The organism is Streptomyces sp. NPDC051963 (genome assembly GCF_044593495.1).
Taxonomy (GTDB): Bacteria; Actinomycetota; Actinomycetes; order Streptomycetales; family Streptomycetaceae; genus Streptomyces.
In genome coordinates, this window is the sequence record NZ_JBIUCC010000001.1 from 1,402,503 (window position 1) to 1,428,574 (window position 26,072).

Here is a 26,072-nt window from a genome sequence, read left to right on the forward strand (position 1 = left end):
TCGAATCGGCACTCCCCCGCAGCGCCCCGACGCCCCCATAATGCACGGGTGACCTTCGCCACCCCCCACCCCAACTCCCCCGCCCCGCAACGCTTTCCGGTCGTCATCGTGGGCGCCGGGCCCGCCGGGCTGACCATCGGCAACATCCTGCGCGCCGCCTCCGTCGACTGTGTGGTCCTGGAGACCGAGACACGGGAGTTCATCGAGCGACGGCCGCGGGCCGGAGTCATCGAGGAGTGGGCCGTACGCGGTCTCGAACGGCGCGGTCTCGCCGTGAACCTGCTGGAGCGGGCCCAGTTGCACACCGAGTGCGAGTTCCGCTTCGCCGGCGAGCGATTCCGGTTCTCGTACGGCGAGCTGACGGGACAGCATCACTTCGTCTATCCGCAGCCGTTGCTCGTGACGGACCTGGTGCGCGAGTACGCGGACGTGCGGGGCGGCGCCATCCGCTTCGGCGTGCGGGACGTCGAGCTGCACGACCTCGACTCGGACCGGCCGTCGGTGTCGTACCTCTGCCCCGAAACCGGTCAACGGCAGGTCCTGCACTGCGATTTCGTCGCGGGCTGCGACGGGGCTCGCGGCGTGACCCGGACCGTGCTGCCGCCCGACCGGGCCCGGATCTCCCGCCACGACTACGGCATCGGGTGGCTCGCGCTCCTCGCCGAGGCACCGCAGTCCGCCGACTGCGTCGTGTTCGGCATGCACCCGGGCGGCTTCGCCGGACACATGGCACGCAGCCCAGAGGTCACCCGCTACTACCTGGAGTGCCCGCCCGGAGACGACCCGGAGAACTGGTCGCAGGACAGGGTCTGGACCGAACTCCAGGCACGGCTCGGCGCGTCCGGCGCCCCGCCGCTCACCGAGGGACGGCTGATCGAGAAGCGCGTCCTCGACATGCACAACTACGTCGTCGAACCCATGGTGTTCGGCCGACTGTTCCTGGCGGGCGACTCGGCCCACCTCACCGCGCCGATCGCCGCCAAGGGCATGAACCTCGCCCTGCACGACGCCTTCCTGCTCGGCGACGCGCTGGTCGCCCACCTCACCAAGGGCGACGGCAGCGGGCTGGACGGCTATTCGGCGGCCTGTGTGAACCGCGCCTGGGACTACCAGGAGTTCTCGGAGTGGCTCTCCGAGGTCTACCACGGCACCTCGTCGGGCAACCCGTACCGCGCGGGCACCACCCGCGCCCGTCTGCTCCGCCTCTTCGAGTCACCCGTGGCGGCGGCCGCGTTCGCCGAAGGGTACCTGGGGCTGAACACCGGCGGCTGACGGCTCCCGGCGTCAGTCGTGCACGGGCCGGTCGCTGAGCCGGTGGTCGGCCACGTTCAGCGCCTCGTCCACGAGCCGGCGCAGGTGCCCGTCCCGCAGCGAGTAGATCACCCGGCGCCCTTCCTTCCGCGTGGTCACCAACCCCGCGAGCCGCAGCCGGGCCAGGTGCTGGCTCACCGCCGGCCGCGCCGCCCCGCACGCCTCCGTCAGCGTCGTGACGTCGGCCTCGCCTGCCGTCAGGGCGTGCAGCAGCGTGAGGCGGGTGCGGTCGCCGAGCAGCGCCAGGACCTCGGCGGCGAGTGCGAACTGTTCCTCGCCGGGGGTGTGCGGATGCGCATGGTGCGCAGATGACAGGTGCATGCGTGCGCTCATACGCACATAATGGCGCCGTGGGCGGGAACGTGTCCACCAAGACGCACCGGAAGGGGACCCACGTGAGCGACGGGCACGACCACGGGCACAAGCACCACCACGCGCACCCTCCCCACAAGCACTCCCTGCGCCACCGCCTGAGCCACCTCCTCACTCCGCACTCCCACGAAACCGCCGACAAACTCGACTCCGCATTGGAGTCCTCCGCACACGGCATGCGGGCGCTGTGGGTCTCGCTGGCGGTACTGGGGGCGACGGCACTGGCGCAGGCGGTCGTGGTGGCCATGTCCGGTTCGGTCGCGCTGCTCGGCGACACGGTGCACAACACCGCGGACGCGCTGACCGCCGTACCGCTGGGGATCGCCTTCGTGCTGGGCCGGCGTGCGGCCACTCGGCGCTTCACCTACGGCTATGGACGCGCCGAGGACCTGGCGGGCATCGCGATCGTGCTGACGATCGCCGCGTCGGCGGCCTTCGCGGGGTGGACGGCGATCGAGCGGTTGATCGACCCGCGCCCCGTCGAGCACATTCCGGCGGTCGCCGTGGCCGCGCTCGTCGGCTTCGCGGGCAACGAATGGGTGGCCCGCTACCGGATCAGGGTGGGCCGGGAGATCGGCTCGGCCGCACTGGTCGCGGACGGACTGCACGCCCGTACGGACGGATTCACGTCACTGGCGGTGCTGTTGGGCGCCGGCGGCGCTGCGCTCGGCTGGCAACTCGCCGACCCGATCGTGGGGTTGGCGATCACGGCCGCGATCACGCTGGTGCTGCGCGACGCGGCACGCGAGGTGTTCCGGAGGGTGATGGACGCCGTCGACCCGGCGCTGGTGGACCGGGCCGAGCGGGCGCTCCGGGACGTGCCGGGCGTGCGTGAGGTGGGTGAGCTGCGGCTGCGCTGGATCGGGCATCGGCTGCGCGCCGAGGTGGCGGTCGTCGTGGACGGAGAGGCGACGGTACGTCAGGCTCACCGCATCGCCGTCGACGCCGAACACGCACTGCTGCACGCGGTCCCGCGTCTCACCGCGGCCCTGGTCCACGCCGACCCGGCGCCGGTCCCGGGCGAGGCCGATCCGCATCTGACGCTGGCCCACCACGCCTGAGGGTCAGACGGGAACGCCCAGCCCCTCCAGGACGACGGCCCCCGGCAGCTCCGCGAAGGCCTTCCCCGGCACCAGCAGCTTGCCCCGCCGACGCCCGCTGCCGACCAGGACGTACGGCAGGTCGACGACGGCCGAGTCCACCAACAGCGGCCAGTCGGCGGGCAGTCCGATCGGGGTGATGCCGCCGTACTCCATGCCGGTCTCGCCGGTGGCGGTGTCCATGGACGCGAACGAGGCCTTGCGCGCTCCGAGTTGGCGGCGGACGACGCCGTTGACGTCGACCCGGGCGGTGGACAGGACCACACAGGCGGCGAGCGTGGTCTCGCCGCCGCGCTTGCCCGCGACCACCACGCAGTTCGCGGACTGCTCGAGCAGCTCCTGGCCGTAGTGCTCCACGAAGACGGCGGTGTCGGCCCACTGCGGGTCGGTGTCGACGTAGACGATCTGGTCGGCGGGGACGCTGCCGCTCCAGTGGCGTACGGCGTCGGCGACCGGCCGGGTCAGCTCGTCGAGGGAGTCGGGGGCCGGGGCGGCGCTGTCGAAGTGTCCGATGGGTGCGTCCATGACCGTACGGTAACAGGGCCGCCTCAGTGCACGGGCGGGACGGAGACGGCCATGACCATGCGCATCGGGGCGTCGCCCGTATTGCCGTACGTGTGCGGGGTGTTGGCCTCGAAGGAGGCGCTGGAGCCGGCCGGGACGCGGTACTCGACGCCGTCGACGGTGAGCGTCAGCTCGCCTTCCGTGACGTGCAGCAGCTCGACCGTGCCGGTGGGGTGCGGATCCGAGGGGCTGCTCTCGTCCGGCATCAGGCGCCACTCCCACATCTCCAGTGGGCCGGGGGCCTCGGTGCCGGCGAGGAGGAGGTTGTAGCTGCCGGCGTCGGTGTGCCACAGCCGTACGGCCTGCTCGGCGGGGACGATGCGGACCTTCGGGCCCTGCTCGTAGTCGAGCATGGTGGTGATGCTGATCCCGAGGGCGTCGCCGATCTTGACGACCGTACCGAGGCTGGGGTTGGTGCGGGCCTGCTCGATCTGGATGAGCATGCCGCGGCTGACGCCGGACCGCGCGGCGAGCACGTCCAGGGTGTAGCCGCGCACGGAGCGCCAGTGCTTGACGTTGCGCGCCAGGGACTGGGTCAGCAGGTCGAGGTCCGACACATTCCGTCCAACATCTAGGCCAATATTCTGCATGACATCGTTCACTTCATTGAACTACGGTGGGGTGCAACCGATGCACCTGATGTGTTCACCGAACTGTACTGCGAGGCTACCCGTGACAGCGTTCTTCGCCCTGGCCACCAGCCTGCTGTGGGGGCTGGCCGACTTCGGCGGCGGACTGCTGACCCGACGCACCCCGGCACTCACGGTGGTCGTCGTCTCGCAGACGATCGCGGCGGCCGTGCTCGGCGCGATCGTGGTGGCCACGGGCGCCTGGAGCGAGGCCGGTCCTCGCCTGTGGTTCGCCGTCGCGGCCGGACTGGTCGGGCCCGTCGCCCTTCTCTGCTTCTACAAGGCGCTCGCACTCGGCCCGATGGGCGTGGTCTCCCCGCTCGGCACGCTGGGCGTCGCCGTCCCGGTCGGTGTCGGGCTCTTCCTCGGTGAGCGGCCCGGTCTGATGCAGGTCGCGGGGATCGCGGTCGCCGTCCTCGGTGTCGCCCTCGCCGGCGGACCGCAGCTCAGGGGCGCGCCGGTGCAGCGTCGGGCCATCCTGCTCACGCTGGTCGCGGCGGTGGGCTTCGGCACGGTGTTCGCGCTGATCGCGGAGGCCTCGACGACCGTCACGGGCCTGTTCCTCGCCCTGTTCGTACAGCGCGTGACCAACGTGGCGGCGGGCGGCCTCGCCCTGTACGCCTCCGTGAAGCGCGGCGCGAACGCCCTGCCGGAGGACGGCTTCCCGTGGGCCTCGCTGCCGGCGCTGGCCTTCGTCGGCCTGGCCGACGTCGCGGCGAACGGCACGTACTCGGTCGCCGCCCAGCACGGCCCGGTCACCGTCGCCGCGGTGCTCGCCTCCCTCTACCCGGTGGTGACCGCACTGGCCGCCCGCGGCTTCCTCAGCGAACGGCTGCGAGCGATCCAGGCGACCGGCGCGGGCCTCGCCCTGGTCGGCACACTGCTGCTGGCGACGGGCTGAGCGGCCGCGGCGAGGTCCGGGTGCGTTCCCGCGTCGTTCGGTGCGCACGCTGGAGGTCCCGCCGATCGAGCGAAGCCGAGTGGGGGAAGAGCCACTTGGCCCTCCGGCCGGTGCGGCGAGAGTGCGTGCCGGCCGGCGTCGGGGCGTGCGTGCCCCCGGCCCCTCAGGCCTCGGCGTCGAGTTCGGCGAGCCGGGCCGCCGTCGCCTCGTCCAGGTCGGCGAGCGCAAGAAGTTGGTCGGGCGTGACCCCGTCCGGTATCGGCACCGGAGCCGGGGTCCGCAGCGGCGGCTGCCAGCCATCGCCGGGAGTCCAGCGTCGTACGACCCGGGCGGGCGCGCCCGCCACCACGGCATGGTCGGGTACGACACCTCGTACGACCGCCCCTGCCGCCACCACGACGTTCCGCCCGATCCGGGCGCCGGGCAGAATCACCGCGCCGGTGCCGATCCAGCAGCCCGAGCCGATCTCCACCGGCTCCATCCGGGGCCACTGCTTGCCGATGGGCTGGTGCGGATCGTCGTAGGAGTGGTTGGTGGACGTGACATAGACGTACGGCCCGAAGTAGCAGTCGCTGCCGATGGTGACCGTCGTGTCGGCGATGACGTGGCTGCCGCGGCCCAGGACGACACCGTCACCGATGCGCAGGATCGGCTCCGGGCCGAGGTCCAGGTCGGGCATCAGACCCGCGGTCAGTGTGACCTGTTCGCCGACGATGCAGTGGGCGCCCAGGTGGATCCACGGCTCGCCGAAGACCGTGCCGAGCGGGAAGGCGAGCCGGGTGGCTTCGCCGATCGCGCCGAAGTGGAATCGGCCGGGGTGGTCGGCCGTCACCGAACCCGTGCGCTGCACCCAGGCCCAGCCCGCGTGGACGCCGCGCTGCGCCAGTCGACGCCGCCAGGATGAGAACGTGTTCTTGCGCTTCGGCACGGGCTCACCGTACTCAGCGTGCGGCGCGCTCACGTGGTCGAGGGCCTGTGATCTTCGCCCTACCGGGTGGCGTACGGTTCGCCCAGGACATCGGCGGCGAGGAGAGGGCGATGACGCAGAGGGCGCTGGTCATGGGTATCGGGGGCAGGGAACCCAAGATCGACGGGGATGCCTTCGTGGCACCCACCTCGTCGGTGATCGGTGAGGTGACGCTGGAGGCCGGTGCGAGCGTCTGGTACGGGGCGGTGCTGCGGGGCGACGTCGAGCGGATCTCCGTCGGGGCTCAGGCCAACATCCAGGACAACTGCACGCTCCACGCCGACCCGGGGTTTCCCGTCAGCATCGGTGAGCGCGTGTCCGTGGGGCACAACGCGGTGGTGCACGGCGCGACCGTCGAGGACGACTGTCTGATCGGCATGGGGGCGACCGTGCTCAACGGCGCAGTGATCGGTGCGGGTTCTCTTGTCGCCGCGCAGGCCTTGGTGCCACAGGGGATGCGGGTGCCGCCGGGGTCGCTTGTCGCGGGCGTGCCTGCGAAGGTCAAGCGGGAACTCACCGACGAGGAGCGTCAGGGCGTCACGCTCAACGGAACCATGTACGCGGAGTTGGCCAAGGCTCACCGGGCAGAGCACGGGGACTGACGGCCGTAGCCGGTCTGCGGGTTGGTTGCAGCTGGTCGCGCAGTTCCCCGCGCCCCTGAAGGGGCGCCTCAGTCACCGGCGGGTACCGGCTCCGCCTCCTGCTGCACGGGCATTGCCTTCTTCGCCTTGCGCTTCAGCACCAGCATCGACGTCAGGCCGATGAGGACCGCCAGGACCAGACCCAGCCACGAGAAGCGCTTCAGCCAGGACTCGGCGACCACGCCCACGTAGTAGATGACGGCCGTCGTGCCGCCCGCCCAGACGATGCCGCCGAGGACGTTGGCGATGAGGAACTTCCAGTACGGCATCCGCAGTACGCCGGCGAGGGGGCCGGCGAAGATACGGAGCAGGGCGACGAAGCGGCCGAAGAAGACGGCCCACATGCCCCACTTCTCGAAGGAGCGCTCAGCGGTGGCGATATGGCCCTCGCTGAAGTGCTTGGGGAACTTCTTGCCCAGCCAGGCCAGCAGGGGGCGTCCGCCCTTGCGGCCGATGGCGTAGCCGATGGAGTCGCCGATGACGGCTCCCGCGCTGGCGCACGCGCCGAGGATGACCGGGTCGATGTCGCCGTGCTGGGAGGCGAGCAGCGCGGAGGAGACCAGGATGATCTCGCCCGGCAGCGGGATGCCCAGGCTCTCCAGGCCGATGACCACGCCCACCAGTGCGTAGATGGCGACCGCGGGTACCGTCTCGAGCCATTCCTGGACGTGCAACGCCGGTTCCTCCCCTTGCATCCTGCATGTCTTCCCGGCGTGCGCCCGGCTGCCGGGCGCACGCCGGGAAGCCTACCGGGTCACGCCGACACCTCTGCGCCCCACAGGTAGCAGTGGCGTCACCGCACGCCCCGCTCTACCCGCGCACGTCCCCTCGCCCGCGCAGCCGAAGATCCCGCGACGACGCCCCGACCCAGACCGTCCGCGGGCCCGTGCCGAGCGCCCAGTCATGGACCGTCGGGTCCCACGAGGAGAGAGTGCGCGCGGCGATGTGCACGGTGACGTGCCGCTGCTCGCCCGCGCGCAGGGAGAGCCGCCGGTATCCGCCCAACACCCGTACCACCTGGTCGAGTCGGAGGTCGGGGGACTTCCCGACGTACACCTGCGGCACGGCGACACCCGCGCGCCGGCCGGTGTTGCGGACGGTGAAGGCTACGTCGAGCCCGCCGCCGGCGGTTCGCACGGACAGGTCCTCGTAGGAGAAGGAGGTGTACGACAGCCCGTGTCCGAAGGGGAACAGCGGCGGCACGCCCTCGGCGTCGTACCAGCGATAGCCGAGGCGGATGCCCTCCGAGTACTCCTCGCGGCCGTCGACACCGGGGTAGCGGGCGGCGTCGCCGGCGACCGGGTGACGGTCGTCGTCGACGGGGAAGGACTGGGTGAGCCGGCCACCGGGGTCACAGTCGCCGAACAGGACGGCGGCGGTGGCGGCGGCGCCCTCCTGGCCCGGGTAGTACATCTGGAGCACGGCCCCGGTGCGCGCGAGCCAGGGCATCGACGTGGCGGACGAGGTGTTGAGGACGACGGTGGTGCGCGGGTTCACCGCGGTCACCGCCTCGATGAGCTCCTCCTGGTGCCCGGGGAGCGCGATGCTCGTGCGGTCCTGGCCCTCGGTTGCGTCCTCGTAGGCGAAGAGCACGACATGGCGGGCGGCGCGCGCGACCCGTACCGCCGCGGCGACGTCCTTGGCGCGGGTCGCGCCGGTGGTGTGCCGCAGCCGGAACAACTGGCCGGTGTCCCCGCCCTTCGCGGTGATCTTCAGGGTGTGCGTGCCCTTGGTGAGCCGCACGGTCGCGCGGCGTACGTTCAGACCGTCGGGCGCGGTGTAGATGAGGCCTCCGCTGAACCACTCCCCGTAGCCGGGCTTGACCGGGAACAGTTCCTTGCCGTCGACAAGGACCTTCGGGCGGAGGGCGGCCGACGCGGCCGAGTAGTGGATGACGAAGGTCCATTCGTCGGCCTCGGCGACGGTCAGCTTCCCGTCGTACGTCCATGTCCTCCCGGTGCCGACCCCTTGGCCCTCGCTCGTGAAGTCCGGCGAGAGCGCGGACGCCGGGAGCGGTTTGCCGTAGAGGTCCTCGCCGAGCGCGGACGTCACCTTCGCGCCCCGTCCCGCGCGCACCCTGATCGCGTCGAGGGGGCTGTCGGCGTGGTCGGGGACGACATGGGCGCTGCCGCCGCCGCTGACGAAGGGCAGCGTGCCCGTCGGGCCGATCACCGCGATGTTCCCGGCGGTCAGGGGAAGGGTGCCCTGCTCGTTGCGCAGCAGGGTCGCGCCCGCCTTGGCGACCTCCAGGGCGACGGCCGCGCCGGCCTCGGCGTCGCGGGCCGGGCGCGGCGAGGCCTTGCCGCCGAGCAGGCCGAAGCGGTCCAGCACGGTGAGGACGCGCCCCACGGCCCGGTCGATGTGCTGCTCCAGCACGCTGCGGTCCTGGGCGGCGGTCTTGAGTGCCGCGCCGAAGTAGGCGCCGTCGGGCATCTCCATGTCGAGGCCCGCGGTGAGGGCGTTGACGGTGCTGTGCGCGGCATGCCAGTCCGTCATCACCCAGCCGTCGAAGCCCCAGCGGGTGCGCAGGATGTCGGTGAGGAGGGGCTTGCTCTCGCAGGCGTAGGTGCCGTTGACCTTGTTGTAGGCGCCCATCACCGCGCCGGCGCCGGCCCGCACGGCCGCTTCGAAGGCACGCAGCTCGGTCTCGTGCATGGTCTGCTCGTCGATCCGCACGTCGACCGTCGTGCGGTCCTTCTCCTGGTTGTTCATCGCGTAGTGCTTGACGGTCGCGATGAGCCCCTCGCCCTGGATGCCCTCGATCTCGGCGGCGACGAGGTCGGAGGAGAGCAGCGGGTCCTCGCTGAAGGTCTCGAAGTTGCGGCCCGCGTACGGGGTGCGGATGAGGTTGACCATCGGGGACAGCAGGACGTCCTGGCCGAGGGCGCGGCCCTCGCGTCCGATGACCTGGCCGTAGCGGCGGGCCAGGGCGGGGTCGAAGGCGGAGGCCAGCAGCACGGGGGCGGGCAGGGCGGTGGCGTGCTTGGTGACGCGGACTCCGGCCGGGCCGTCGGCGAGGCGCAGCGGTGGGATGCCGAGGCGTTTCACTCCGGGGACGTAGCCCGCCTGGCCGAGCGTGGCGGGGTCTGTGGCACCGTGCAGCAGGGAGATCTTCTCGTCGAGGGTGAGCTTGGCGATGAGTGCCTCGACGCGTGGAGCGACTCCCGCGTCGGGCTTGTCCTGCGCCCAGGCGCGGGACGGCGGAGTGAGTCCGCCGGTGGCCGCCGTGGCGACGGCGATCGCGGCGCCCAGCAGACGCAGGGTGGATCGCCGGGAGACGGTGTCGGTCATGGGCCGTCACTCCTTCGGTGTGCGGGCACGCCGATGTGCACCGCGGATGCGCCGGGCGCCCTTGGCTGCGTTCGCCCTCTGAACGCACTATGCGACAGAACCGACTTGACACTCCGTTAGGCACCACGGGCGCGGCGGGAAAACTATGCCCGTGGGTGACTCGTGTCAATGAGCTGAGCAGGACCCGAAGACGGGGTCACCCGGACCGGGCGACCCCGTGATCACTGAAGTGCGGCTCCAAGAGTTGCGAGAGCGGACACCGCCGGTGCCGCCGCCGCGTCCACGACATGGACCTGGGCCGAGAGATCGCCGGCGCGCTTGTCCGGCGCCTCGGGTTCGGCCGCGGCCTGAACGGAACGCGGCCGGTACTGCTCCGTCGGAGCGTCGGGCTCCGGCTGCGAGGGCTGGTCCGGAGCCTTGCGCACGTCCGGCTCGGCGGCCCCGGACTCGCCCGGTGCCTCGTCGCCCGGTTCGACCACCCACCTCTGGTCCGCGGATCCGTCCCGGTCGGTGACGACCACGTCGTTCCCCGCGCCGGGCGCGACGGCCTGTCCCTTGCGCCAGCGGAGCAGCAGTTCGCCGTGCACGGTGAGGTCGTACTGCACCTGCCCCGCGTGCACCACACACCCGGCCAGGGCGACCGAACCCCGGTCGGCGTCGGAGCCGAGGCAGAGGGCGGGATCGGCGAGGCTGCGCAGCAGCCCGTCGTTCTCGTACGACCACTGCTGCGACCCGGCGGACGAACACGCCGCCAGTACGGCCGCCGTACCCGACTCGACCCGGCCGTCCCTCACATCAAGGCAGGCGTCGGCGGCCGTGTTGCGCAACCTGCCGCGGCCGAGCTCCGAGGGCCGCTGCGCGGAGGCGGACGACGGCCCGGACGCCGCGTTCGACCGGCTGGAACTGCCGCTGGGCACGCCCCAGGTGGCCTCCGCGCTCGGGACACCGTTGTCATCGGACCAGCCTTTGGCGGTGAGGACGGTGGCCAGCAGCGCGAGGGCGGTCAGGCCGACTCCGACGACGACGGTCTTGGTGTGCCGTCTGGCCGGGGCGAAGGCACCGGCGGGTACGGGCCGGTGGCGTCCACTGCTCCTCGGACGGCCGTGCGCGACGGGCGCGTTCCGGGGGCCGCCGCGGCCCGGCCGCGAGTCGAGATAGCGGACCGCGCCCCAGCCGAGGACCGTTTCGGCGAGCAGCACTTCCAGGCCGCCCTCGAAATGACTGAGCTGCTCGGCGGCGTGACGGCAGTACCGACACTCCATCAGATGACGTTGGACATCGGGCAGTAGGGCACCGCCGCGGCGAATCGGTACGTCGAGGAGGCGGTTGTAGAAGCGGCATTCGGCAGAGGGCGCGAGTTCCCGGTGGGCACGCACGCAGCCCGCCCGGAATTGTTCACGCACTTGCTCAAGAGCGGCCGTCGCGGTGCCCGAATCGACCCCCAACAGACCAGCTGGTACGGATATGGGTTCAGCCTCGGCCTCGGTGTGCCAGAGCAGACATTGCGAGGCCCCCGGAAGGCTACGGAAAGCGCGTTCTGCGAGCCGTCGCCTTTCGGACGTCACAGAGCGCGCGGCAAGCAGCCCACGACCGCCGGTCGTTTTGCGGAGTTCGGGCAGCAGCGCTGAAACGCTTTCCTCGCCGGCCCACTCCTTGACCGTGTCCCGTACGGCCGCGAGGAGACGGGGGCGCAGGGCACCGCCGGTCGGCCGTGCGAGCACTCGATGGAACGCGGCGGTGGCCGCCATCGACGCGGAACTCTCCGCCGAGGCCAGGCAGATGACGGCGTAGTCATAGGTCGCCCGCCAGTGCCGGGCGAGCAGCAGAGCCACAGCACGGCCACCGTCGTCGGGTCCGTTCAACTGGGCGACGAGATTGCGGTCGGACTCCCCCGGACTCGTTCCGGGCCGTGGCGGGTAAGGGGGGCGTGGGGGGTAAGGAGATTGCACTGAACCATTTCCTTCCAAGCCGCTGGACGGCAAAGCGAATGCCCGCCCGTCGGAAAAGCAAGTGCTTGATTGGTGCAGACCACAGAAAAGGACGCTGACCTTTACCTTCTTGCGGGAGGCTCACCTTCGCACAAACAACTCACAGGGAACAAGGAGTTCGAGTGACCAAAGTTCAAAGTGCCGGAATTTCAGAACTGTTACCATCGGTATCCGCACCCGCATTCGAAAAACTGCCGGAGTCGGTCCGTCAAGTTGTGTGCGCTGAAAGCCGGTTGGCACACGAAACCTTCAACTTCTGTTGAGCCGCGGGGAGTCACCACCGACGGCCCGCCTCCCCGGGGATCCCGGGATCCCCGGGGAACCACACCCACAGCCGCCTCCCAAGATTTTCTCGCGGCTTTCCCATCCACGTCCGCCACGATGTCCCGCATGATCTCCCCCCACTCCCACCCCTCCCCCGACGCCGCCCGCCCGGTCCGCAAGGCGGTCGTCCCGGCCGCCGGGCTCGGCACTCGGTTCCTGCCCGCGACGAAGGCCACGCCGAAGGAGATGCTCCCGGTCGTCGACAAGCCCGCCATCCAGTACGTCGTCGAGGAAGCCGCCGCGGCCGGACTCGACGACGTCCTGATGGTCACCGGCCGCCACAAGCGGGCCATCGAGGACCACTTCGACAACGCCCTCGAACTGGAACAGGTCCTCGCGGCCAAGGGCGACACCGTGCGCCTCGACGCCGTGCGCGACCCGGCACGCCTGGCCAACATCCACCACATCCGCCAGGGCGAACCCCTCGGCCTCGGACACGCGGTGCTCTGCGCCCAGAAGCACGTCGGCGACGAGCCGTTCGCCGTCCTCCTCGGCGACGACCTGATCGACCCGCGCGAGACGCTGCTCAGCCGGATGCTCGACGTCCGCGAACGGTACGACGGCAGCGTCATCGCCCTCATGGAGGTCCCGCCGGAGCAGGTCCACCTCTACGGCTGCGCGGCCGTGGAGCCGACCGGCGAGGACGGCGTCGTACGCGTCACCGGCCTCGTCGAGAAGCCGTCACACGAGGACGCGCCCAGCAATCTCGCCGTCATCGGCCGCTATGTCCTCGACCCCGGCGTCTTCGACGCACTGGCGCGCACCGCGCCCGGTCGCGGCGGCGAGATCCAGCTCACCGACGCCCTCCAGGAACTCGCCGCGGGCGGCACGGTCCGCGGGGTCGTCTTCGACGGACTGCGCTACGACACCGGCGACAAGGCCGACTATCTGCGCACGGTGGTCCGGCTGGCGTGCGACCGGCCCGACCTGGGGCCCGAATTCGTCGCCTGGCTCAAGGAGTTCGTGACCGGGCTCGAGGGCGCGGGTGAGGGTCGGCCCGGGGAGCGGTTCGCGGCCTGACCGGCCGGCCTCCTGCTGGAACACGAAGGCCCCGGGGCGCCCCTCCCCCGATGCCGCACGAAGGCCCCGGGACGAACCCGGGGCCTTCGTCTTCACGGCAGGTGCTCAGCCATTGGGCCGGAGCGTCCAGACCACGGTCATCTCGGTGGTGACGGCACCGTCCTCACGCTGGATGGCGACGGTCACCGGGAACTCCGGGCGCTTGCCCTCGTCGAGTTCGGCGACGACCTCGGCGACGGGTCGGCCGAGGGTGGCGGTGGCCGTGACCGGGCCCAGCGCGATCTTCTTGAAGGCGATCTCGGCAGTGACCGGCAGCGGCACGGCCCGCGAGAGCTGGTCCCCGAAGGCGGCCAGTACGATCGCGCCGCTGGCCGACTCACCGAGGGTGAACATCGCCCCGGCATGCGGACCGCCGACGTGATTGCGGTACTCGCTCTGGTCCGGAAGGGCCAGCACGGCCTTCTCCGGAGTGGTCTCCAGGTACTCCAGGTTCAGGGTACGAACCATCGGCACCGTGGCGGCGAGCATCTCGCCGATCGACATCTGGTCTGCGCTCATGACGGGAATGTTACCCACGAGTAGCTCATGTTGGCCAGATCCGTGTGGCCGGAGTGACGCCACGCCGGAAATGGTTCGGCAGGGCGGGGACAGCGCCGGCCGGTGACCTGCGCCGCCGACTCCCTCGTAGACCCAAGTGGGCAGGCTGTTACTACAGCCTGCCCACCGCCGCGTTCGCCGTGATCGAGACCGGCGGCGACGGGGGTGACATGGGCCCGCTGGTCGCGGTGGTGACGGCGGCACGCAATCCGCGGCGCGCCACCAAGCCCGGTGTCCCGGCGGGCGCCGCTCGCGGACAACGGCTCGGCCGATACCGAACGCGCCCTCGGGAGGCTCCGGGGACGGGACGGCGTCCCCATCCCCGACCGGACGCGCATCCCCCATCGAGCGACACAGGCCAGGCCAGGCCCGTGCCCGACGCTGCCCAGGAAGGCGTCGGACGCGGCTCAGCCGATACCGAACGCGCCCTCGGGAGGCTCCGGGGACGGAACCGCGTCCTCATCCCCGACCGGACGCGCATCGCCCACGAAGTGCCGTAGGGCGGGCCCGTGTTCGACGCGGGCCGGGAAGGGGTCGGATGCGGCGAGTCGGGACAGGGGGAGGATGTCGATGGGGTGGTGGGCGGCGACGAGTACGGCGTTGCCGAAGCGGCGGCCGCGTAGGACCCCTGGTTCGGCGATCAGTGCCAGGTCCTCGAACGTCGTGGCGAAGGTGGCGAGTTGGGAGCGTAGGAAGGTGAAAGGGGCGGCGTCGGCGAGGTTGGCGAGGTAGACGCCGCCGGTCCGCAGGACCCGGTCGGCCTCCGCGGCGTAGGCGATCGACGTCAGGTGGGCCGGGACACGGGAGCCGCCGAACACGTCCGCGACGATGACGTCGGCCGAGTCGGCGGGCGCCGCCGCAAGCCAGGCGCGCGCGTCCGCCGGGTGCAGGGCGATGCCGGACCCGTCCGGGAGCGGAAGGTGTTCGACGACCAGCTCCAGCAGCCCACGGTCGGCCTCCACCACGTCCTGCCGGGAGCCGGGCCGGGTCGCGGCCACATACCGGGGCAGGGTGAGCGCTCCCCCACCGAGGTGCAGGACGTCCAGAGGGCGCCCTGCCTCCGCGACGATGTCGAGCACGTGCCCCAGCCGCCGCGCGTACTCGAACTCCAGATGCGCCGGCTCATCCAGGTCGACATACGACTGCGGCGCCCCGTCGACCGTCAGCAGCCAGGCCCGCTTGCGATCGACGTCGGGCATGAGCTTGGCGGTGCCGTGGTCGACGGCCCTGGAGACGGGTATGGCTTCGTTCACTCCTCCATTGTGCGGTGAGCACGCCCACCCAGGGGCGTGGGGGACTGCGCGACCAGCAACAGCGGTCCCGCAGTCCCCCACACACACCGACCCCCCTCAGACAAGGGCCGTGACGGTCCCCGCCCCCACGGTCCGCCCGCCCTCGCGGATGGCGAATCCGAGTCCGGGCTCAAGAGGAACCTCACGCCCCAACTCGACGGTCATCGTGACCGTGTCCCCGGGCCGGGCGACCCCCACTTCACCGAGGTCGACGTCACCCACCACATCCGCCGTCCGGATGTAGAACTGCGGCCGATACCCGGTCGACACCGGCGTCGTCCGCCCGCCCTCACGCGCCGACAACACATAGACCTGCGCCGAGAACCGACGGCTGGGCACCACGCTGCCGGGCGCGGCCACGACATGCCCGCGTCGGACCACATCGCGGGCGACCCCCCGCAGCAGCAGCGCCACGCTGTCCCCGGCCTGCGCCTCCTCCATCGGCTTGCCGAAGGTCTCCAGACCGGTGACCACGGTGTCGACGGAGGCACCGAGCACTTCGACACGGTCGCCAACCCGGACCGTGCCGCGCTCGACCGCGCCCGTCACCACCGTCCCCCGGCCGGTGATCGTGAGCACGTTCTCCACGGACAACAGGAACGGCGCGTCCAAGTACCGCTCGGGCGTGGGCACATACGTGTCCACCGCGTCGAGCAGTGCCTCGATCGACGCCGCCCAACGGGGGTCCCCTTCGAGCGCCTTGAGCCCGGAGACCCGTACGACCGGTACGGCGTCGCCCCCGTAGCCGTGCGCGGTGAGCAGGTCGCGGACCTCCAGCTCGACGAGGTCGATGAGCTCCTCGTCTCCGGCGTCGGCCTTGTTGAGCGCGACGACGATGTGGTCGACGCCCACCTGCCGGGCGAGCAGCACGTGTTCGGCGGTCTGCGGCATGATCCCGTCGAGCGCGGAGACGACGAGGATCGCCCCGTCGAGCTGCGCGGCCCCGGTGACCATGTTCTTGACGTAGTCGGCGTGGCCCGGCATGTCCACGTGCGCGTAATGACGGGTGTCGGTCTCGTACTCGACGTGCGCGATGTTGATCGTGATGCCGCGCGCGGCCTCCTCCGGCGCCCGGTCGATCCTGTCGAACGGAACGAAGGACGCGGCCCCGCGCTCGGCGAGGACCTTGGTGATGGCGGCGGTCAGGGTGGTCTTGCCGTGGTCGACGTGGCCCATCGTGCCGATGTTCAGGTGTGGCTTCGTGCGGATGTATGCCGTTTTGGACATGGCGGTACCTCGAAGTCTCTTTGTGAAGAGCGGGGACCCCATGGACTTGCCGACCCTCCCCCTGCGGGGTCCGCCGGACGATCCGGAGAGGGTCAGCTTCGGGCGCCGTCGGCAGCGGCCAGGAAGATCGCGACGGCAGCCTTCGGAGCATCCGCGACTGCGGATGCTGCAACGACGAAGGCGTACCGGAACATGGACCCGATCATTGCCGACGCCCTGCCCGACGTCGAACGATTTTTCGGGGCAGCGGAGTTCAAGCTCCGATGTTCTTCAGCGCCTCCCGCACCGACAGCGGCGCGAACCGGCCGCGTTCGCGCGCGACGAAAGCGCGTACGGCCTCCGGGTCGGTCTTGGCGTACTCGCGCAGGCACCAGCCGATCGCCTTGCGGATGAAGAAGTCCGGGTGGCCCGACTGCTGCAGGCAGTAGGCGAAGAGGCGCCGGCTGTCCGTGCGCTCCTTGTAGCGCAGTTGGTGGAGCAGCGCCGTACGGGCGATCCACAGGTCGTCGTCGACGATCCAGGCGTCCATCTCGGTCTTCAGCTTCGGGTCGGCCTCGACCAGGCCTCCCACCACGTGGGCGGCGAGTGCGTCGACCGTGTCCCACCAGGGGACGGTGCTCACCAGGTGCCGGGCCACCGGCAGGAAGCCCGAGGAGCAGCGGCCTGCGTGGCGGCGCAGATAGTCGACGGCGAAGTAGTGGTACTCGCGCTCGGGCAGCTCCCAGCAGCGCAGGACGATCGCGGTGCAGTCGGTCTCGGCGGGGCGGGGTACGCCCTCCAGGACGGTGCGGGTCAGGGTCCGTCGCGCCGGCGTCGTGAGGCCCAGGAAGGGAGCCACGTCCTTCATGTACGCCCGCATGGCCGCAGCACGTTCCGGGTTCGCCGCGGCGGCGTAGGTGGCGGTCAGCCGCGCCATGACGGTGTCAGCAATGTCACTGCGGGGTACGTTCTTTGTTCCCCTTCCTGTGACGCTCATGAGACGAACCATACGGCGATCACACACCTGCGTCGGTTAGTGTCGCCGAATGCTCGATGCCACCACCCGCTCTGGGGGCACCGCAACCACGGCCCCTCCCGCGGCCGCCGCCACGGAGCTCACCGTCGCCGTACCCACACCCACTCCGGTGGGCTTTGCCGCGCGTTGCACGAGAGCGCTGCTGTCACCGTGGTCACGGCTGTCCCTGCTGCTCGTGATGCTCGCGGCGGGCGGGGCGTCGGTGCTGCTCTTCGAGCCCCAGAAGCTCATGGCACAGGGCTGGCCGCCACAGGTCGGCGGTGCCACGGCGCTGGTGGTCTTCACCGTGGCGTACGGACTGGTCACCGTGGCGTTCGTGCCGCGGCCCCTGCTGAACCTCGCGGCCGGCGCGCTCTTCGGCTCGGCGCTGGGCCTGGGCGCCGCCATGGCCGGAACCGTGCTCGGGGCCGGGATCTCCTTCGCGCTCGGCCGGATGCTCGGCCAGGACGCCCTGCGCCCACTGCTGCGCGGCCGGTTGCTCAAGGCGGCGGACAACCAGTTCAGCAAGCACGGTTTCCGTTCGATGCTGGCGGTGCGCCTCTTCCCCGGAGTGCCGTTCTGGGCCGCGAACTACGCCGCCTCCGTCTCCCGCATGGGCTACCTCCCGTTCCTCCTCGCCACCGCCCTCGGTTCGATCCCCAACGTCGCCGCATACGTCGTCGCCGGCGCCCGTGCCGGCGCACCGACGTCCCCGGTGTTCCTGATCGCCGTAGCCGCCATCGCACTCCCCGCCCTCGCAGGCGCCATCCTGGCCTGGCGCAAACGCCACCACCTACGCCGCCGCTGAACGCTCCGCTGGGAGTGCCGCCAGTGGGAACGGCCACGCGTGGCCGCCGGCCGACTGCGGCTGCGGCTGCGGCTGCGGCGGGGCTGATCGCTCGCCCGCTCTCGGCTTCTCCCCCGCTCTCGGCCGTGCTCAAGCGGGGAACCCCATCCCGGCGACGCAATGCGCCACACGCACCTCGCAGCACACCCGCAGGCACCCGGCTCCACGATGTCGGGACCGAAGGCGGCGTAGAACTTCAATCCGCCGCCGTCGTCGTCACCAGGGGTGCGCCTCCAGGTACTTGGTGACCTCCGCGCGCTCCCAGGCCCCGTCGGCCACGACGATCCGGTAGCGGCGGGTGAGGGTGTCGCCGGGAGGGAGTTCCAGTTCGTCGAAGAAGGACCATGAGGGGGCGACGCCGGCGAAGGGCTCGTTGCGGACGAACCAGTGGGCGGGGTGGGCGTGTCGGTCGCCGAGGTGGTCGTTCTCGGGGGCGTGGGCGAAGACGAGGGTCGCGTGGCCGTCGGTGCCGTCGTGCTCGCCGGAGAGGGCGAGCCAGGGCGCCTGGGTGCCCATCAGCTCCGGGCCCTCGCCGTCCGGCCCGATGATGCGCCCGTCCCGGAAGGCTCGCGGGCCGCGCCAGAACAGGCCCGTGTAGCCGGCCATCGCACGCCCCGCGGTGGTCGGACTGCCGAACCGCAGCGGCTCGTCGCGCCGGTTGGTGGTGGCGGTCGTCCAGGTCAGCGCCCAGGACCCCGCCCCCGGATCGACGTCGTGCACCTCGATCCGGCGCTCCTCCTCGGCCCACAGCTCACCGCCGTACGGGTGCCAGGTGAGCCGCTCGGCGATGACGACGCGGTCACCGTCCGAGGAGATCTCGTCGAAGCCGACGTGCGCCATCGATCCGACGCGGTCGGGGAGTTCGAGATATCCCTGTCCGTGGACATAGGTGTTGCCGCCCCACAGATTCGCCCCGGACAGATGCGAGGCCGTGAGCGACAGGCCCTTGTGCCAGCGGTGGTCGTTGGGGCGGTAGTCGGTGACGACGTCGCCCGCGAGGGTCCGGATCGGATGGACGTACGGCCTCGGCGCCTCCCAGGCTGCCTCCGGCCGGTAGACGTAGGAGAGAAGCTCCACACCGGTGCCCGGATCGGTCACGGTGATGCGGTCGCCGTGCGCGTGGACGATGCGCAGCCCGGTCATCCGGACACCTCCTCGGCCCCCGCGGGCGCCCAGCCTGCTACGCCCCCGTGCATCGCCACGTAGAACGGGTCGCCCGGGCCGATCTCGCCCGCCTTCACCGTCGTGTCCGTGAACGCCGACTTGTAGAGCGCGGCGATCAGTTCCAGGCTCGTCCGCCCGTCCGCGCCGCTGCTGCGCGGCCGCTCCCCGGCCCGCATGCTCGCGACCAGCTCGCGCAGCTGCGCGAGATGCGAACTGGGCACGTCCTCACCGAAGTCCTGCCAGTCCGCGGCCAGTTCGGCGGGCACGCCGGGGGCCGGAGTGATGCGCCAGTCGGCGTTGCGGTGGCCGTAGAGGTGGGTGAGCTCGACGGTGGCGCGGGCGCAGTCGATCCGGATACGGCTGACCTCGTCGGGCGACAGGACGCTGTTGACGACGGTTGCCAGCGCGCCGTTCTCGAAGCGCACCAGGGCGGTGGAGACGTCCTCCGTCTCCACGTCGTGCACCAGCCGTCCGGCCATCGCCCGGACCTCGCTCCACGGGCCGAGCAGATCGAGCAGCAGATCCATCTGATGGATCCCGTGGCCCATGGCGGGGCCGCCGCCCTCGGTCTGCCAGCGGCCCCGCCAGGGCACGGCGTAATAGGCGGTGTCGCGGTACCAGGTCGTCTGGCAGTGCGCGACCAGCGGGCGCCCGATGGCCTGTTCGGCGAGCAGCCGTCGTACGTGCCGGGCGCCTGAGCCGAAGCGGTGCTGGAAGACGATGGCGGCGTACGGCCCGCCGTCCTCGCCCTCCGCGGCCTCGACGGCGTCGAAGTCGGCGAGCGTCGGCACGGGCGGCTTCTCGCACCACACCCAGGCACCGGCCCGCAGGGCGGCGATGGTCTGGTCGCGGTGGAGCGTGGGCGGGGTGCAGATGGTGACCAGGTCGGGCCGATGCTCCCGGAGCATCAGGTCCAGATCGGTACAGGCGTACGGAATGCCGCCCTCCGCGCAGAAGGCCTCGACCGAGGCGACATCGATGTCGACGGCGGCGACGACCTCGACCTCGCCCTCCTCGGCGAGCCGGGCCAGCGCGGGGAGATGCGAGTCACGCGCGATCGCACCGGTGCCGACGACGGCGACCTTGATACGGCGGCCGGCGAGCGGGGCGGGGCGCGGACGATACGTCCCGGGTTCGGTCTCGGATGCGGGCATGGACGCGATCAGCACTCCTCAGGGGAACGAGCAGGGCTCCCCAGGGAGCCAGCAAGCGCTTTCTCTACCGCTGCAACGTAAGCGCCGCCCCCGCCGCAGGTCAACACCGCGAACCCGGGGCGGCCGCCCGGCTTCGAAACCCCTGTGCCGGGCCCGTCATCCCGGGACGCTACGCTGCCCCTCGACATCTGTGATCACCTCACCCGCGGCTCGGCGTACCCGTCACTCCGGCCCGATCAGCACTTGGACCCCGTAACTTCATGTCTTGGTTTGAATCCCTCATCCTCGGACTCGTCCAGGGGCTGACCGAGTTTCTGCCCGTCTCTTCCAGCGCGCATCTGCGGCTGACGGCGGCCTTCTCGGGCTGGGAGGACCCGGGCGCGGCCTTCACGGCGATCACCCAGATCGGCACGGAGGCGGCGGTGCTGATCTACTTCCGCAAGGACATCGGGCGGATCATCTCGGCCTGGTCGCGGTCGCTCACCAACAAGGCCCTGCGCAAGGATCATGACGCGCAGATGGGCTGGCTGGTGATCGTCGGCTCGATCCCGATCGGTGTGCTCGGCGTAACGTTCAAGGACCAGATCGAGGGGCCGTTCCGCGATCTGCGGATCACGGCGACGATGCTGATCGTCATCGGCATCGTCATCGGCGTCGCCGACCGACTGGCGGCGCGGGACGAGAGCGGCGGCCGCCACCGTGCGGCCAAGCAGCGCAAGCAGCTCACGGACCTGAATGTGAAGGACGGCCTGATATTCGGCGTCTGCCAGGCCGCGGCGCTCATCCCCGGTGTCTCCCGCTCCGGTGCGACGATCAGCGGTGGCCTCTTCATGGGCTACCAGCGCGAGGCCGCGGCCCGCTACTCCTTCCTCCTCGCCATCCCCGCCGTACTCGCCTCCGGCCTCTTCGAGCTCAAGGACGCGATGGAGAACGACCACGTCTCCTGGGGGCCGACGATCTTCGCGACCGTCATCGCGTTCGCGTGTGGATATGCCGTCATTGCGTGGTTCATGAAGTTTATTTCCACCAAGAGCTTCATGCCGTTCGTCTGGTACCGCATAGTCCTCGGCATAGTGATCGTCGCGCTGGTGACGATGGGCGTCCTGAGCCCGCACGCGGCCGAGTCGGCGGGCTGATCCACCCCGTCGGCAGGGCGAGGGCCCAGGGCTCCGGGTCGATGTCCAGCCCGTTGGCGACGTATGCGATCGTGCGGTACCAACCGGCGAGGACGAGGAACTCCAGCGCCTCGGCCTCGCCGAGGTGTTGTCGCAGGTCCTCCCAGACGGTGTCGCTGAGCCGCGAGCCGGCGTGGAGTTCGTCGACGGCACGGAGCAGTGCCGTCTGCCGGGGCGACCAGGCCGGGTCGTCGGGGGTGCCGCTCGCGGTCAGGGCCACCTGCTCCGGAGTGAGACCTGCCGTCTCGGCGTATGCCGCCATGTGGACCCCCCACTCGTACGCACAGCCGCACCGGGCGCAGACACGGGCGATCACGAGTTCGCGGTCGGCGTCGCCCAGCCTGCCGTGGACGAGGAGTCCGGCGCCCAACGCCCGCATGCGGGAGGCCAGTTCCGGATGCCGCTCAAGAACCTTGAAGAGCATCAAGGGCTCCTCGGTGACGCCGGGCGGCATCCATCGGCGCAGGGAGCGATCGGTCTCGGGGGCGTAGGGCGGCGCGACACCGTCGATGCGCTGCTTCATGCACCCCACTGTTGCGCTTCTGAAATCGAAGCGCAAGAGTGAAAGCGCGGACGACGACTGCGGAGAGGACCTCACGTGGCAGAGACTCCCGCCCCCGGACGCCCGGTGCGCGGATCCACCACCGGCCGCCCGGTCATGGCCGCACTGGACCTGCTGGGCAGACGCTGGATCCTGCGGGTGATCTGGGAACTCCACCAGCACGGCGGACCGATCGGCTTCCGCGATCTCCAACGCCGCTGCGACGGCATGTCGTCCAGCGTGCTGTCCACCCGCCTGACCGAACTGCGCGAGGCGGGTCTCGCCGCCCCGACCCCCGAGTCCACCTGGCACCTCACCCCGCTCGGCACGCATCTCGTCACCGCGATGGGCCCGCTCCTGGACTGGTCGCGGGTGTGGGCCGCACAGCAGGGCTCACCCGACACGGATACGACAGGCCCCAACCCCTCCTAGCGTCAAGGGACTTACGGAACGGGCACCGCGTCGGAGCCCGTGACCAACCGCATACGGAATGAGTAGCGGTCCGGTAGCGCAGTGTCAGTGCTTGCCCCTAGGCTTGTCCGCATGTCCCCCGATTCCGTGGCCTCTGGTTCCATGCGGTCCGCCGCCGAGGTGAACGAGCAGATCCGCGCGCTGTGGACGCGCGCGGGCGGCTCGCTGTCGGCCCAGGAGCGCGTGGAGTACGAGTTGTTGGTGGTCGAATGGGCGGCCGCGATCCGCGGTGACGTCATCGAAGCGGCCTGAGCGTTCGCCACGCCCGCACGGCGCAGTTCCGCCGACCCGTGGGTCATCGCCCACCCGACACCCGTAGCACCGTCCCCGTCGCGTAGGACGCGTCCGGGGACATCAGCCACGCCACCGCAGCGGCGATCTCCTCGGCCTGTCCCGGGCGCCGCAGTGGGATCGTGGCGGCCGCCCGCCGGGCGCGGTCCGGGTCGCCCATGGCCGCGTGCATCTCGGTGTCGATGATGCCGGGGGCCACGGCGTTGACACGGATGCCGTCCGGGCCGAGTTCCTTGGCCAGGCCCAGGGTCAGCGTGTCGACAGCCGCCTTGGTGGCCGCGTAGTGGACGTAGTCGCCGGGGCTGCCGAGGGTCGCGGCCGCCGAGGAGATGTTCACGATCACGCCACTGCGCCGCGCCGCCATCAGCTGCGCCGCACGCCGCGAACACAGCAGCGTGCCCAGCAGATTGACGTCGACGACCCGGCGCAGGTCCGCAGGGTCCGCGTCCGCGAGCCGCCCCAGCGGACCGGTCACCCCGGCGTTGTTCACCAACCCCGTCACCGGCCCCAGTTGCTCCTCCGCCGTCTCGAAGAGCCGCGCCACATCCGCCTCGACCGAGGTGTCCGCCCGTACCGTCACCGCCCGGCCCCCGGCCTTCCGCACCCCGTCCGCGACCGTCCCTGCGGCCTCGGCGTCCCGCGCGTACCCCACCACGACGTCGTGCCCCTCCGCCGCGAGTCGCAGACAGGTCGCGGCGCCGATGCCCCGGCTACCGCCCGTGACCACGGTGACGGGACGGATCATCGGTGCCTCCTGGCTCGTCTACGACATGAAGATCGCCCCAGAATCGCAGATACGGGGACGTCTGCCGGGCCGGGCAGGGTGAACGGCCCTCGAATATCACCGCGTACCCCTTGGCTCGGCCCGTCACATGCCCAAAACTGAGCCGATGACGCAGCGTGTGGAGCTCGCCACCGTGATGGACCGGCTGGCAGTCGACGAAATGATCACTGACTATGCGGTGGCCGTGGACGACGGTGACTGGGAGGCGTACCGGCAACTGTTCACGGCGGACGGGCGGGCGGACTACCGTTCGGCCGGCGGAATCGAGGGGGATGCCGGGAAAATCGCCGGCTGGCTCGCGGAGAACCTGCAGCTGTTCTCGATGCGGCAGCATCTGATCGTCAACCGCCGGGTGCGGTTCGGGATCCGGGAGCAGGACACCGGCGACACGGCCCGCGTGCGGGCCGACTATGTGAACCCGATGCGTTTCGCCGGCGAGGACGGCGACTCGGGCGCCCCCGACTTCCTCTGCGGCGGCCGGTACGACTTCGCGCTGCTGCGGACGTACGACGGCTGGCGGCTGCGCGAGGTCGTGGTGCAGGAGAAATGGCGCCGCGTGCCCGACCGGCAGCCGACGCCCTGACCGCCCCGGCGTGAGCAAGTCGGCCGACGCCGTCTGTCCCGAGATCATCCGGGCGCGCACACTGGAGGGACACCGGTCTGGGAGGCGCCGTATGAAGTCGTTCGGGCAGTGGCTCACCTCCCCCTGGCGTCGGTCCACGCTCGCTGCCCTGGCCGGCGCGCTGCCCGTACTCGCGTTCCCGGCGCCGTCCCTGTGGTGGTGGGCGTACATCGCGCTCGTGCCCTGGATCGCACTGATCCGCTCCGCACCGACCGGGAAACGGGCGCTGTACGACGGCTGGTCCGGCGGGTTCGGGTTCATGCTGGCGATGCACCACTGGCTGCTGCCGAACCTGCATGTGTTCACGTTCGTCATAGCGTCCCTGCTCGGGGCGCTGTGGGCCCCCTGGGGCTGGCTGGTACGGCGTTTCCTGGCCGGGGTGCCGTCCCCGGGTCGCGTCGCCGGCGCGCTGGCGGTGCTGCCGGCGGGCTGGCTGATGGTCGAGCTGGTCCGGTCCTGGCAGGGCCTCGGCGGGCCGTGGGGCATGATCGGTTCCAGCCAGTGGCAGGTGGAGCCCGCGCTGCGGCTGGCCTCGGTCGGCGGTGTGTGGCTGCTGAGCTTCCTGGTGGTGACCGTGAATGTCGCGGTCGCCGTGCTCGTCATGGTCCGCGAGTCCCGGATTCCCGCCGTGGCCGGAATCGTCGCGACGGCCGCCGCCACCTCGGCGGCCTGGATGTGGTCGCCGCGGCCCGAGGTGGAAGGACAGGCACGAATAGCCGTCGTCCAGCCCGGTGTCATCACCGGCCCCGCCGACCGGTTCACCCGCGAGGAGCAGCTCACCCGTGAGCTCGTCGGCCAGGACCTCGACCTGATCATCTGGGGTGAGAGCAGTGTCGGCTACGACCTGAACACCCGGCCCGACCTCACACGGAGGATCGCCGCGCTCTCACGCGAGACCGGGACGAACATCCTGGTGAACGTGGACGCACGGCGCTCCGACCGCCCCGGCATCTACAAGAGCTCGGTGCTCGTCGGCCCGGACGGCCTCACCGGCGCCCGCTACGACAAGATGCGGCTCGTCCCCTTCGGCGAGTACGTCCCCTTCCGCTCGGTCCTCGGCTGGGCGACCTCCGTCGGCGAGGCCGCCGGGGAGGACCGCAGGCGCGGCACCGAGCAGGTCGTCATGGACGCCGGTCAGGGGCTGCGGATCGGGCCGATGGTCTGTTTCGAGTCCGCGTTCCCCGACATGAGCCGTCATCTCACCGACGACGGCGCCGACGTACTGATAGCCCAGTCGGCGACCTCCACCTTCCAGCAGAGCTGGGCTCCCGAGCAGCACGCCTCACTCGCCGCCCTGCGCGCCGCCGAGACCGGCCGCCCCATGGTCCACGCGACACTCACCGGCGTCTCGGCCGTCTACGGGCCCGACGGAGAACGCGTCGGCCAGTGGCTCGGCACCAGCGCGAGCGCCTCGCAGGGGTACGACGTGCCGCTCTCCCGGGGTGTCACGCCCTACGTCCGCTTCGGCGACTGGCCGGTACACGCCGCACTGCTGATCATGGTCGCCTGGTGCGCCGTGGAGGGCGTACGGACACTCCGGCTCAGGCGGCCCGCTCCCGAACCGCATCAACAACCCGCTCGCACAATTCGTGAGTGGCCAGCGCGTCACGAGCACTGAGCACCTTGCCCGCACGCACAGCGTCCAGGAAGGCACCCCCGCCTGGCACGATCCGCACTGCCGATCATGGCCGCCCGGTACGCCCCCGACGGCGTACGGACACTCCGGCTCAGGCGGCCCGCTCCCGAACCGCATCAACAACCCGCTCGCACAATTCGTGAGTGGCCAGCGCGTCACGAGCACTGAG

General features: G+C 71.1%; 26 protein-coding genes. 11 read left to right on the forward strand and 15 right to left on the reverse strand.

The features are described from left to right. Positions 1 to 48: 48 nt before the first annotated feature. Positions 49 to 1,272 carry a 4-hydroxybenzoate 3-monooxygenase gene (locus tag ACIHFB_RS06015; RefSeq protein ID WP_365270714.1) on the forward strand — a complete coding sequence of 408 codons (1,224 nt, stop codon included), beginning with the start codon at positions 49 to 51 and terminating at the stop codon, positions 1,270 to 1,272. Between the two features lie 12 nt (positions 1,273 to 1,284). Here the strand turns inward: ACIHFB_RS06015 and ACIHFB_RS06020 are convergent, their stop codons facing one another. Further along, a complete protein-coding gene (locus ACIHFB_RS06020; protein ID WP_365270717.1) occupies positions 1,285 to 1,644 on the reverse strand; it encodes a metalloregulator ArsR/SmtB family transcription factor in 360 nt (119 codons plus the stop codon). Positions 1,645 to 1,706: 62 nt separating this feature from the next. Between ACIHFB_RS06020 and ACIHFB_RS06025 the strand changes: the two genes are divergently transcribed. Further along, a complete protein-coding gene (locus ACIHFB_RS06025) occupies positions 1,707 to 2,744 on the forward strand; it encodes a cation diffusion facilitator family transporter (protein WP_365270720.1) in 1,038 nt (345 codons plus the stop codon). 3 nt (positions 2,745 to 2,747) lie between these two features. Here the strand turns inward: ACIHFB_RS06025 and ACIHFB_RS06030 are convergent, their stop codons facing one another. Continuing rightward, on the reverse strand, positions 2,748 to 3,308 hold the full coding sequence (locus ACIHFB_RS06030) for a YbaK/EbsC family protein (protein WP_365270723.1): 561 nt from the start codon (positions 3,306 to 3,308) through the stop codon (positions 2,748 to 2,750). Between the two features lie 23 nt (positions 3,309 to 3,331). Further along, positions 3,332 to 3,904, reverse strand: a complete 573-nt coding sequence (locus ACIHFB_RS06035; RefSeq protein WP_365270725.1) for an XRE family transcriptional regulator — start codon at positions 3,902 to 3,904, stop codon at positions 3,332 to 3,334. A 115-nt stretch (positions 3,905 to 4,019) separates the two neighbouring features. Between ACIHFB_RS06035 and ACIHFB_RS06040 the strand changes: the two genes are divergently transcribed. Further along, positions 4,020 to 4,877, forward strand: a complete 858-nt coding sequence (locus tag ACIHFB_RS06040; RefSeq protein WP_400125468.1) for an EamA family transporter — start codon at positions 4,020 to 4,022, stop codon at positions 4,875 to 4,877. A 163-nt stretch (positions 4,878 to 5,040) separates the two neighbouring features. On the opposite strand, the gene ACIHFB_RS06045 is transcribed toward ACIHFB_RS06040, so the two are convergent. Next, positions 5,041 to 5,805, reverse strand: coding sequence for an acyltransferase (locus ACIHFB_RS06045; RefSeq protein WP_400125470.1), 765 nt, complete (start codon positions 5,803 to 5,805; stop codon positions 5,041 to 5,043). Positions 5,806 to 5,915: 110 nt separating this feature from the next. Here ACIHFB_RS06045 and ACIHFB_RS06050 point away from each other — a divergent pair, with 110 nt between their 5' ends. Continuing rightward, complete coding sequence (locus tag ACIHFB_RS06050; protein ID WP_365270734.1) at positions 5,916 to 6,446, forward strand: gamma carbonic anhydrase family protein; 531 nt, start codon at positions 5,916 to 5,918, stop codon at positions 6,444 to 6,446. A 68-nt stretch (positions 6,447 to 6,514) separates the two neighbouring features. Here ACIHFB_RS06050 and ACIHFB_RS06055 read toward each other — a convergent pair whose 3' ends face one another. The 3 genes from ACIHFB_RS06055 to ACIHFB_RS06065 all read right to left on the reverse strand — a co-directional run bounded on the left by ACIHFB_RS06055 (position 6,515) and on the right by ACIHFB_RS06065 (position 11,524). Continuing rightward, positions 6,515 to 7,159: a DedA family protein gene (locus ACIHFB_RS06055; protein WP_365270737.1), complete on the reverse strand. Its 645-nt coding sequence runs from the start codon at positions 7,157 to 7,159 to the stop codon at positions 6,515 to 6,517. Positions 7,160 to 7,295: 136 nt separating this feature from the next. Continuing rightward, positions 7,296 to 9,776 carry a beta-glucosidase gene (locus tag ACIHFB_RS06060; protein WP_400125473.1) on the reverse strand — a complete coding sequence of 827 codons (2,481 nt, stop codon included), beginning with the start codon at positions 9,774 to 9,776 and terminating at the stop codon, positions 7,296 to 7,298. A gap of 221 nt (positions 9,777 to 9,997) precedes the next feature. Then, the gene (locus tag ACIHFB_RS06065) at positions 9,998 to 11,524 is read right to left on the reverse strand and encodes an RICIN domain-containing protein (protein WP_400125616.1); all 1,527 of its coding nucleotides are present in this window, start codon (positions 11,522 to 11,524) and stop codon (positions 9,998 to 10,000) included. A gap of 630 nt (positions 11,525 to 12,154) precedes the next feature. On the opposite strand from ACIHFB_RS06065, the gene galU reads away from it, so the two are divergent. Further along, positions 12,155 to 13,108: a UTP--glucose-1-phosphate uridylyltransferase GalU gene (gene galU, locus ACIHFB_RS06070; protein ID WP_400125475.1), complete on the forward strand. Its 954-nt coding sequence runs from the start codon at positions 12,155 to 12,157 to the stop codon at positions 13,106 to 13,108. A gap of 105 nt (positions 13,109 to 13,213) precedes the next feature. Here the strand turns inward: galU and ACIHFB_RS06075 are convergent, their stop codons facing one another. From ACIHFB_RS06075 to ACIHFB_RS06090, 4 genes are all read right to left on the reverse strand, one after another. Beyond that, positions 13,214 to 13,651, reverse strand: coding sequence for a DUF4442 domain-containing protein (locus ACIHFB_RS06075; RefSeq protein ID WP_365271104.1), 438 nt, complete (start codon positions 13,649 to 13,651; stop codon positions 13,214 to 13,216). A gap of 461 nt (positions 13,652 to 14,112) precedes the next feature. After that, positions 14,113 to 14,958 carry a fused MFS/spermidine synthase gene (locus ACIHFB_RS06080; protein ID WP_365270746.1) on the reverse strand — a complete coding sequence of 282 codons (846 nt, stop codon included), beginning with the start codon at positions 14,956 to 14,958 and terminating at the stop codon, positions 14,113 to 14,115. Positions 14,959 to 15,054: 96 nt separating this feature from the next. Beyond that, a complete protein-coding gene (gene tuf / locus ACIHFB_RS06085) occupies positions 15,055 to 16,224 on the reverse strand; it encodes an elongation factor Tu (protein WP_365270749.1) in 1,170 nt (389 codons plus the stop codon). 253 nt (positions 16,225 to 16,477) lie between these two features. Then, positions 16,478 to 17,200, reverse strand: coding sequence for a DNA alkylation repair protein (locus ACIHFB_RS06090; protein ID WP_400125478.1), 723 nt, complete (start codon positions 17,198 to 17,200; stop codon positions 16,478 to 16,480). 49 nt (positions 17,201 to 17,249) lie between these two features. Here ACIHFB_RS06090 and ACIHFB_RS06095 point away from each other — a divergent pair, with 49 nt between their 5' ends. Next, positions 17,250 to 18,026, forward strand: coding sequence for a TVP38/TMEM64 family protein (locus ACIHFB_RS06095; protein WP_365270754.1), 777 nt, complete (start codon positions 17,250 to 17,252; stop codon positions 18,024 to 18,026). 255 nt (positions 18,027 to 18,281) lie between these two features. On the opposite strand, the gene ACIHFB_RS06100 is transcribed toward ACIHFB_RS06095, so the two are convergent. Together ACIHFB_RS06100 and ACIHFB_RS06105 are read right to left on the reverse strand one after the other, a co-directional pair. Continuing rightward, a complete protein-coding gene (locus tag ACIHFB_RS06100; RefSeq protein ID WP_365270757.1) occupies positions 18,282 to 19,208 on the reverse strand; it encodes a PmoA family protein in 927 nt (308 codons plus the stop codon). Further along, positions 19,205 to 20,383 (reverse strand): Gfo/Idh/MocA family oxidoreductase, encoded by a 1,179-nt coding sequence (locus ACIHFB_RS06105; RefSeq protein WP_365270760.1) that lies wholly within the window; start codon positions 20,381 to 20,383, stop codon positions 19,205 to 19,207. The genes ACIHFB_RS06100 and ACIHFB_RS06105 overlap by 4 nt, the downstream gene beginning before the upstream one ends. Before the next feature lie 260 nt (positions 20,384 to 20,643). Between ACIHFB_RS06105 and ACIHFB_RS06110 the strand changes: the two genes are divergently transcribed. Continuing rightward, a complete protein-coding gene (locus ACIHFB_RS06110) occupies positions 20,644 to 21,519 on the forward strand; it encodes an undecaprenyl-diphosphate phosphatase (RefSeq protein ID WP_365270762.1) in 876 nt (291 codons plus the stop codon). On the opposite strand, the gene ACIHFB_RS06115 is transcribed toward ACIHFB_RS06110, so the two are convergent. Then, complete coding sequence (locus ACIHFB_RS06115; protein ID WP_400125481.1) at positions 21,419 to 22,081, reverse strand: carboxymuconolactone decarboxylase family protein; 663 nt, start codon at positions 22,079 to 22,081, stop codon at positions 21,419 to 21,421. The genes ACIHFB_RS06110 and ACIHFB_RS06115 overlap by 101 nt on opposite strands. Positions 22,082 to 22,156: 75 nt before the next feature. Between ACIHFB_RS06115 and ACIHFB_RS06120 the strand changes: the two genes are divergently transcribed. Together ACIHFB_RS06120 and ACIHFB_RS06125 are read left to right on the forward strand one after the other, a co-directional pair. Further along, on the forward strand, positions 22,157 to 22,531 hold the full coding sequence (locus ACIHFB_RS06120; protein ID WP_400125483.1) for a winged helix-turn-helix transcriptional regulator: 375 nt from the start codon (positions 22,157 to 22,159) through the stop codon (positions 22,529 to 22,531). A 111-nt stretch (positions 22,532 to 22,642) separates the two neighbouring features. After that, positions 22,643 to 22,822 (forward strand): hypothetical protein, encoded by a 180-nt coding sequence (locus tag ACIHFB_RS06125; protein WP_365270768.1) that lies wholly within the window; start codon positions 22,643 to 22,645, stop codon positions 22,820 to 22,822. 43 nt (positions 22,823 to 22,865) lie between these two features. On the opposite strand, the gene ACIHFB_RS06130 is transcribed toward ACIHFB_RS06125, so the two are convergent. Next, positions 22,866 to 23,606, reverse strand: coding sequence for an SDR family NAD(P)-dependent oxidoreductase (locus ACIHFB_RS06130; RefSeq protein WP_400125485.1), 741 nt, complete (start codon positions 23,604 to 23,606; stop codon positions 22,866 to 22,868). Between the two features lie 145 nt (positions 23,607 to 23,751). Here ACIHFB_RS06130 and ACIHFB_RS06135 point away from each other — a divergent pair, with 145 nt between their 5' ends. After that, a complete protein-coding gene (locus tag ACIHFB_RS06135; RefSeq protein WP_365270773.1) occupies positions 23,752 to 24,228 on the forward strand; it encodes a nuclear transport factor 2 family protein in 477 nt (158 codons plus the stop codon). 91 nt (positions 24,229 to 24,319) lie between these two features. Beyond that, complete coding sequence (gene lnt / locus ACIHFB_RS06140) at positions 24,320 to 25,885, forward strand: apolipoprotein N-acyltransferase (protein WP_400125488.1); 1,566 nt, start codon at positions 24,320 to 24,322, stop codon at positions 25,883 to 25,885. The last annotated feature ends 187 nt before the right edge of the window (positions 25,886 to 26,072 follow it).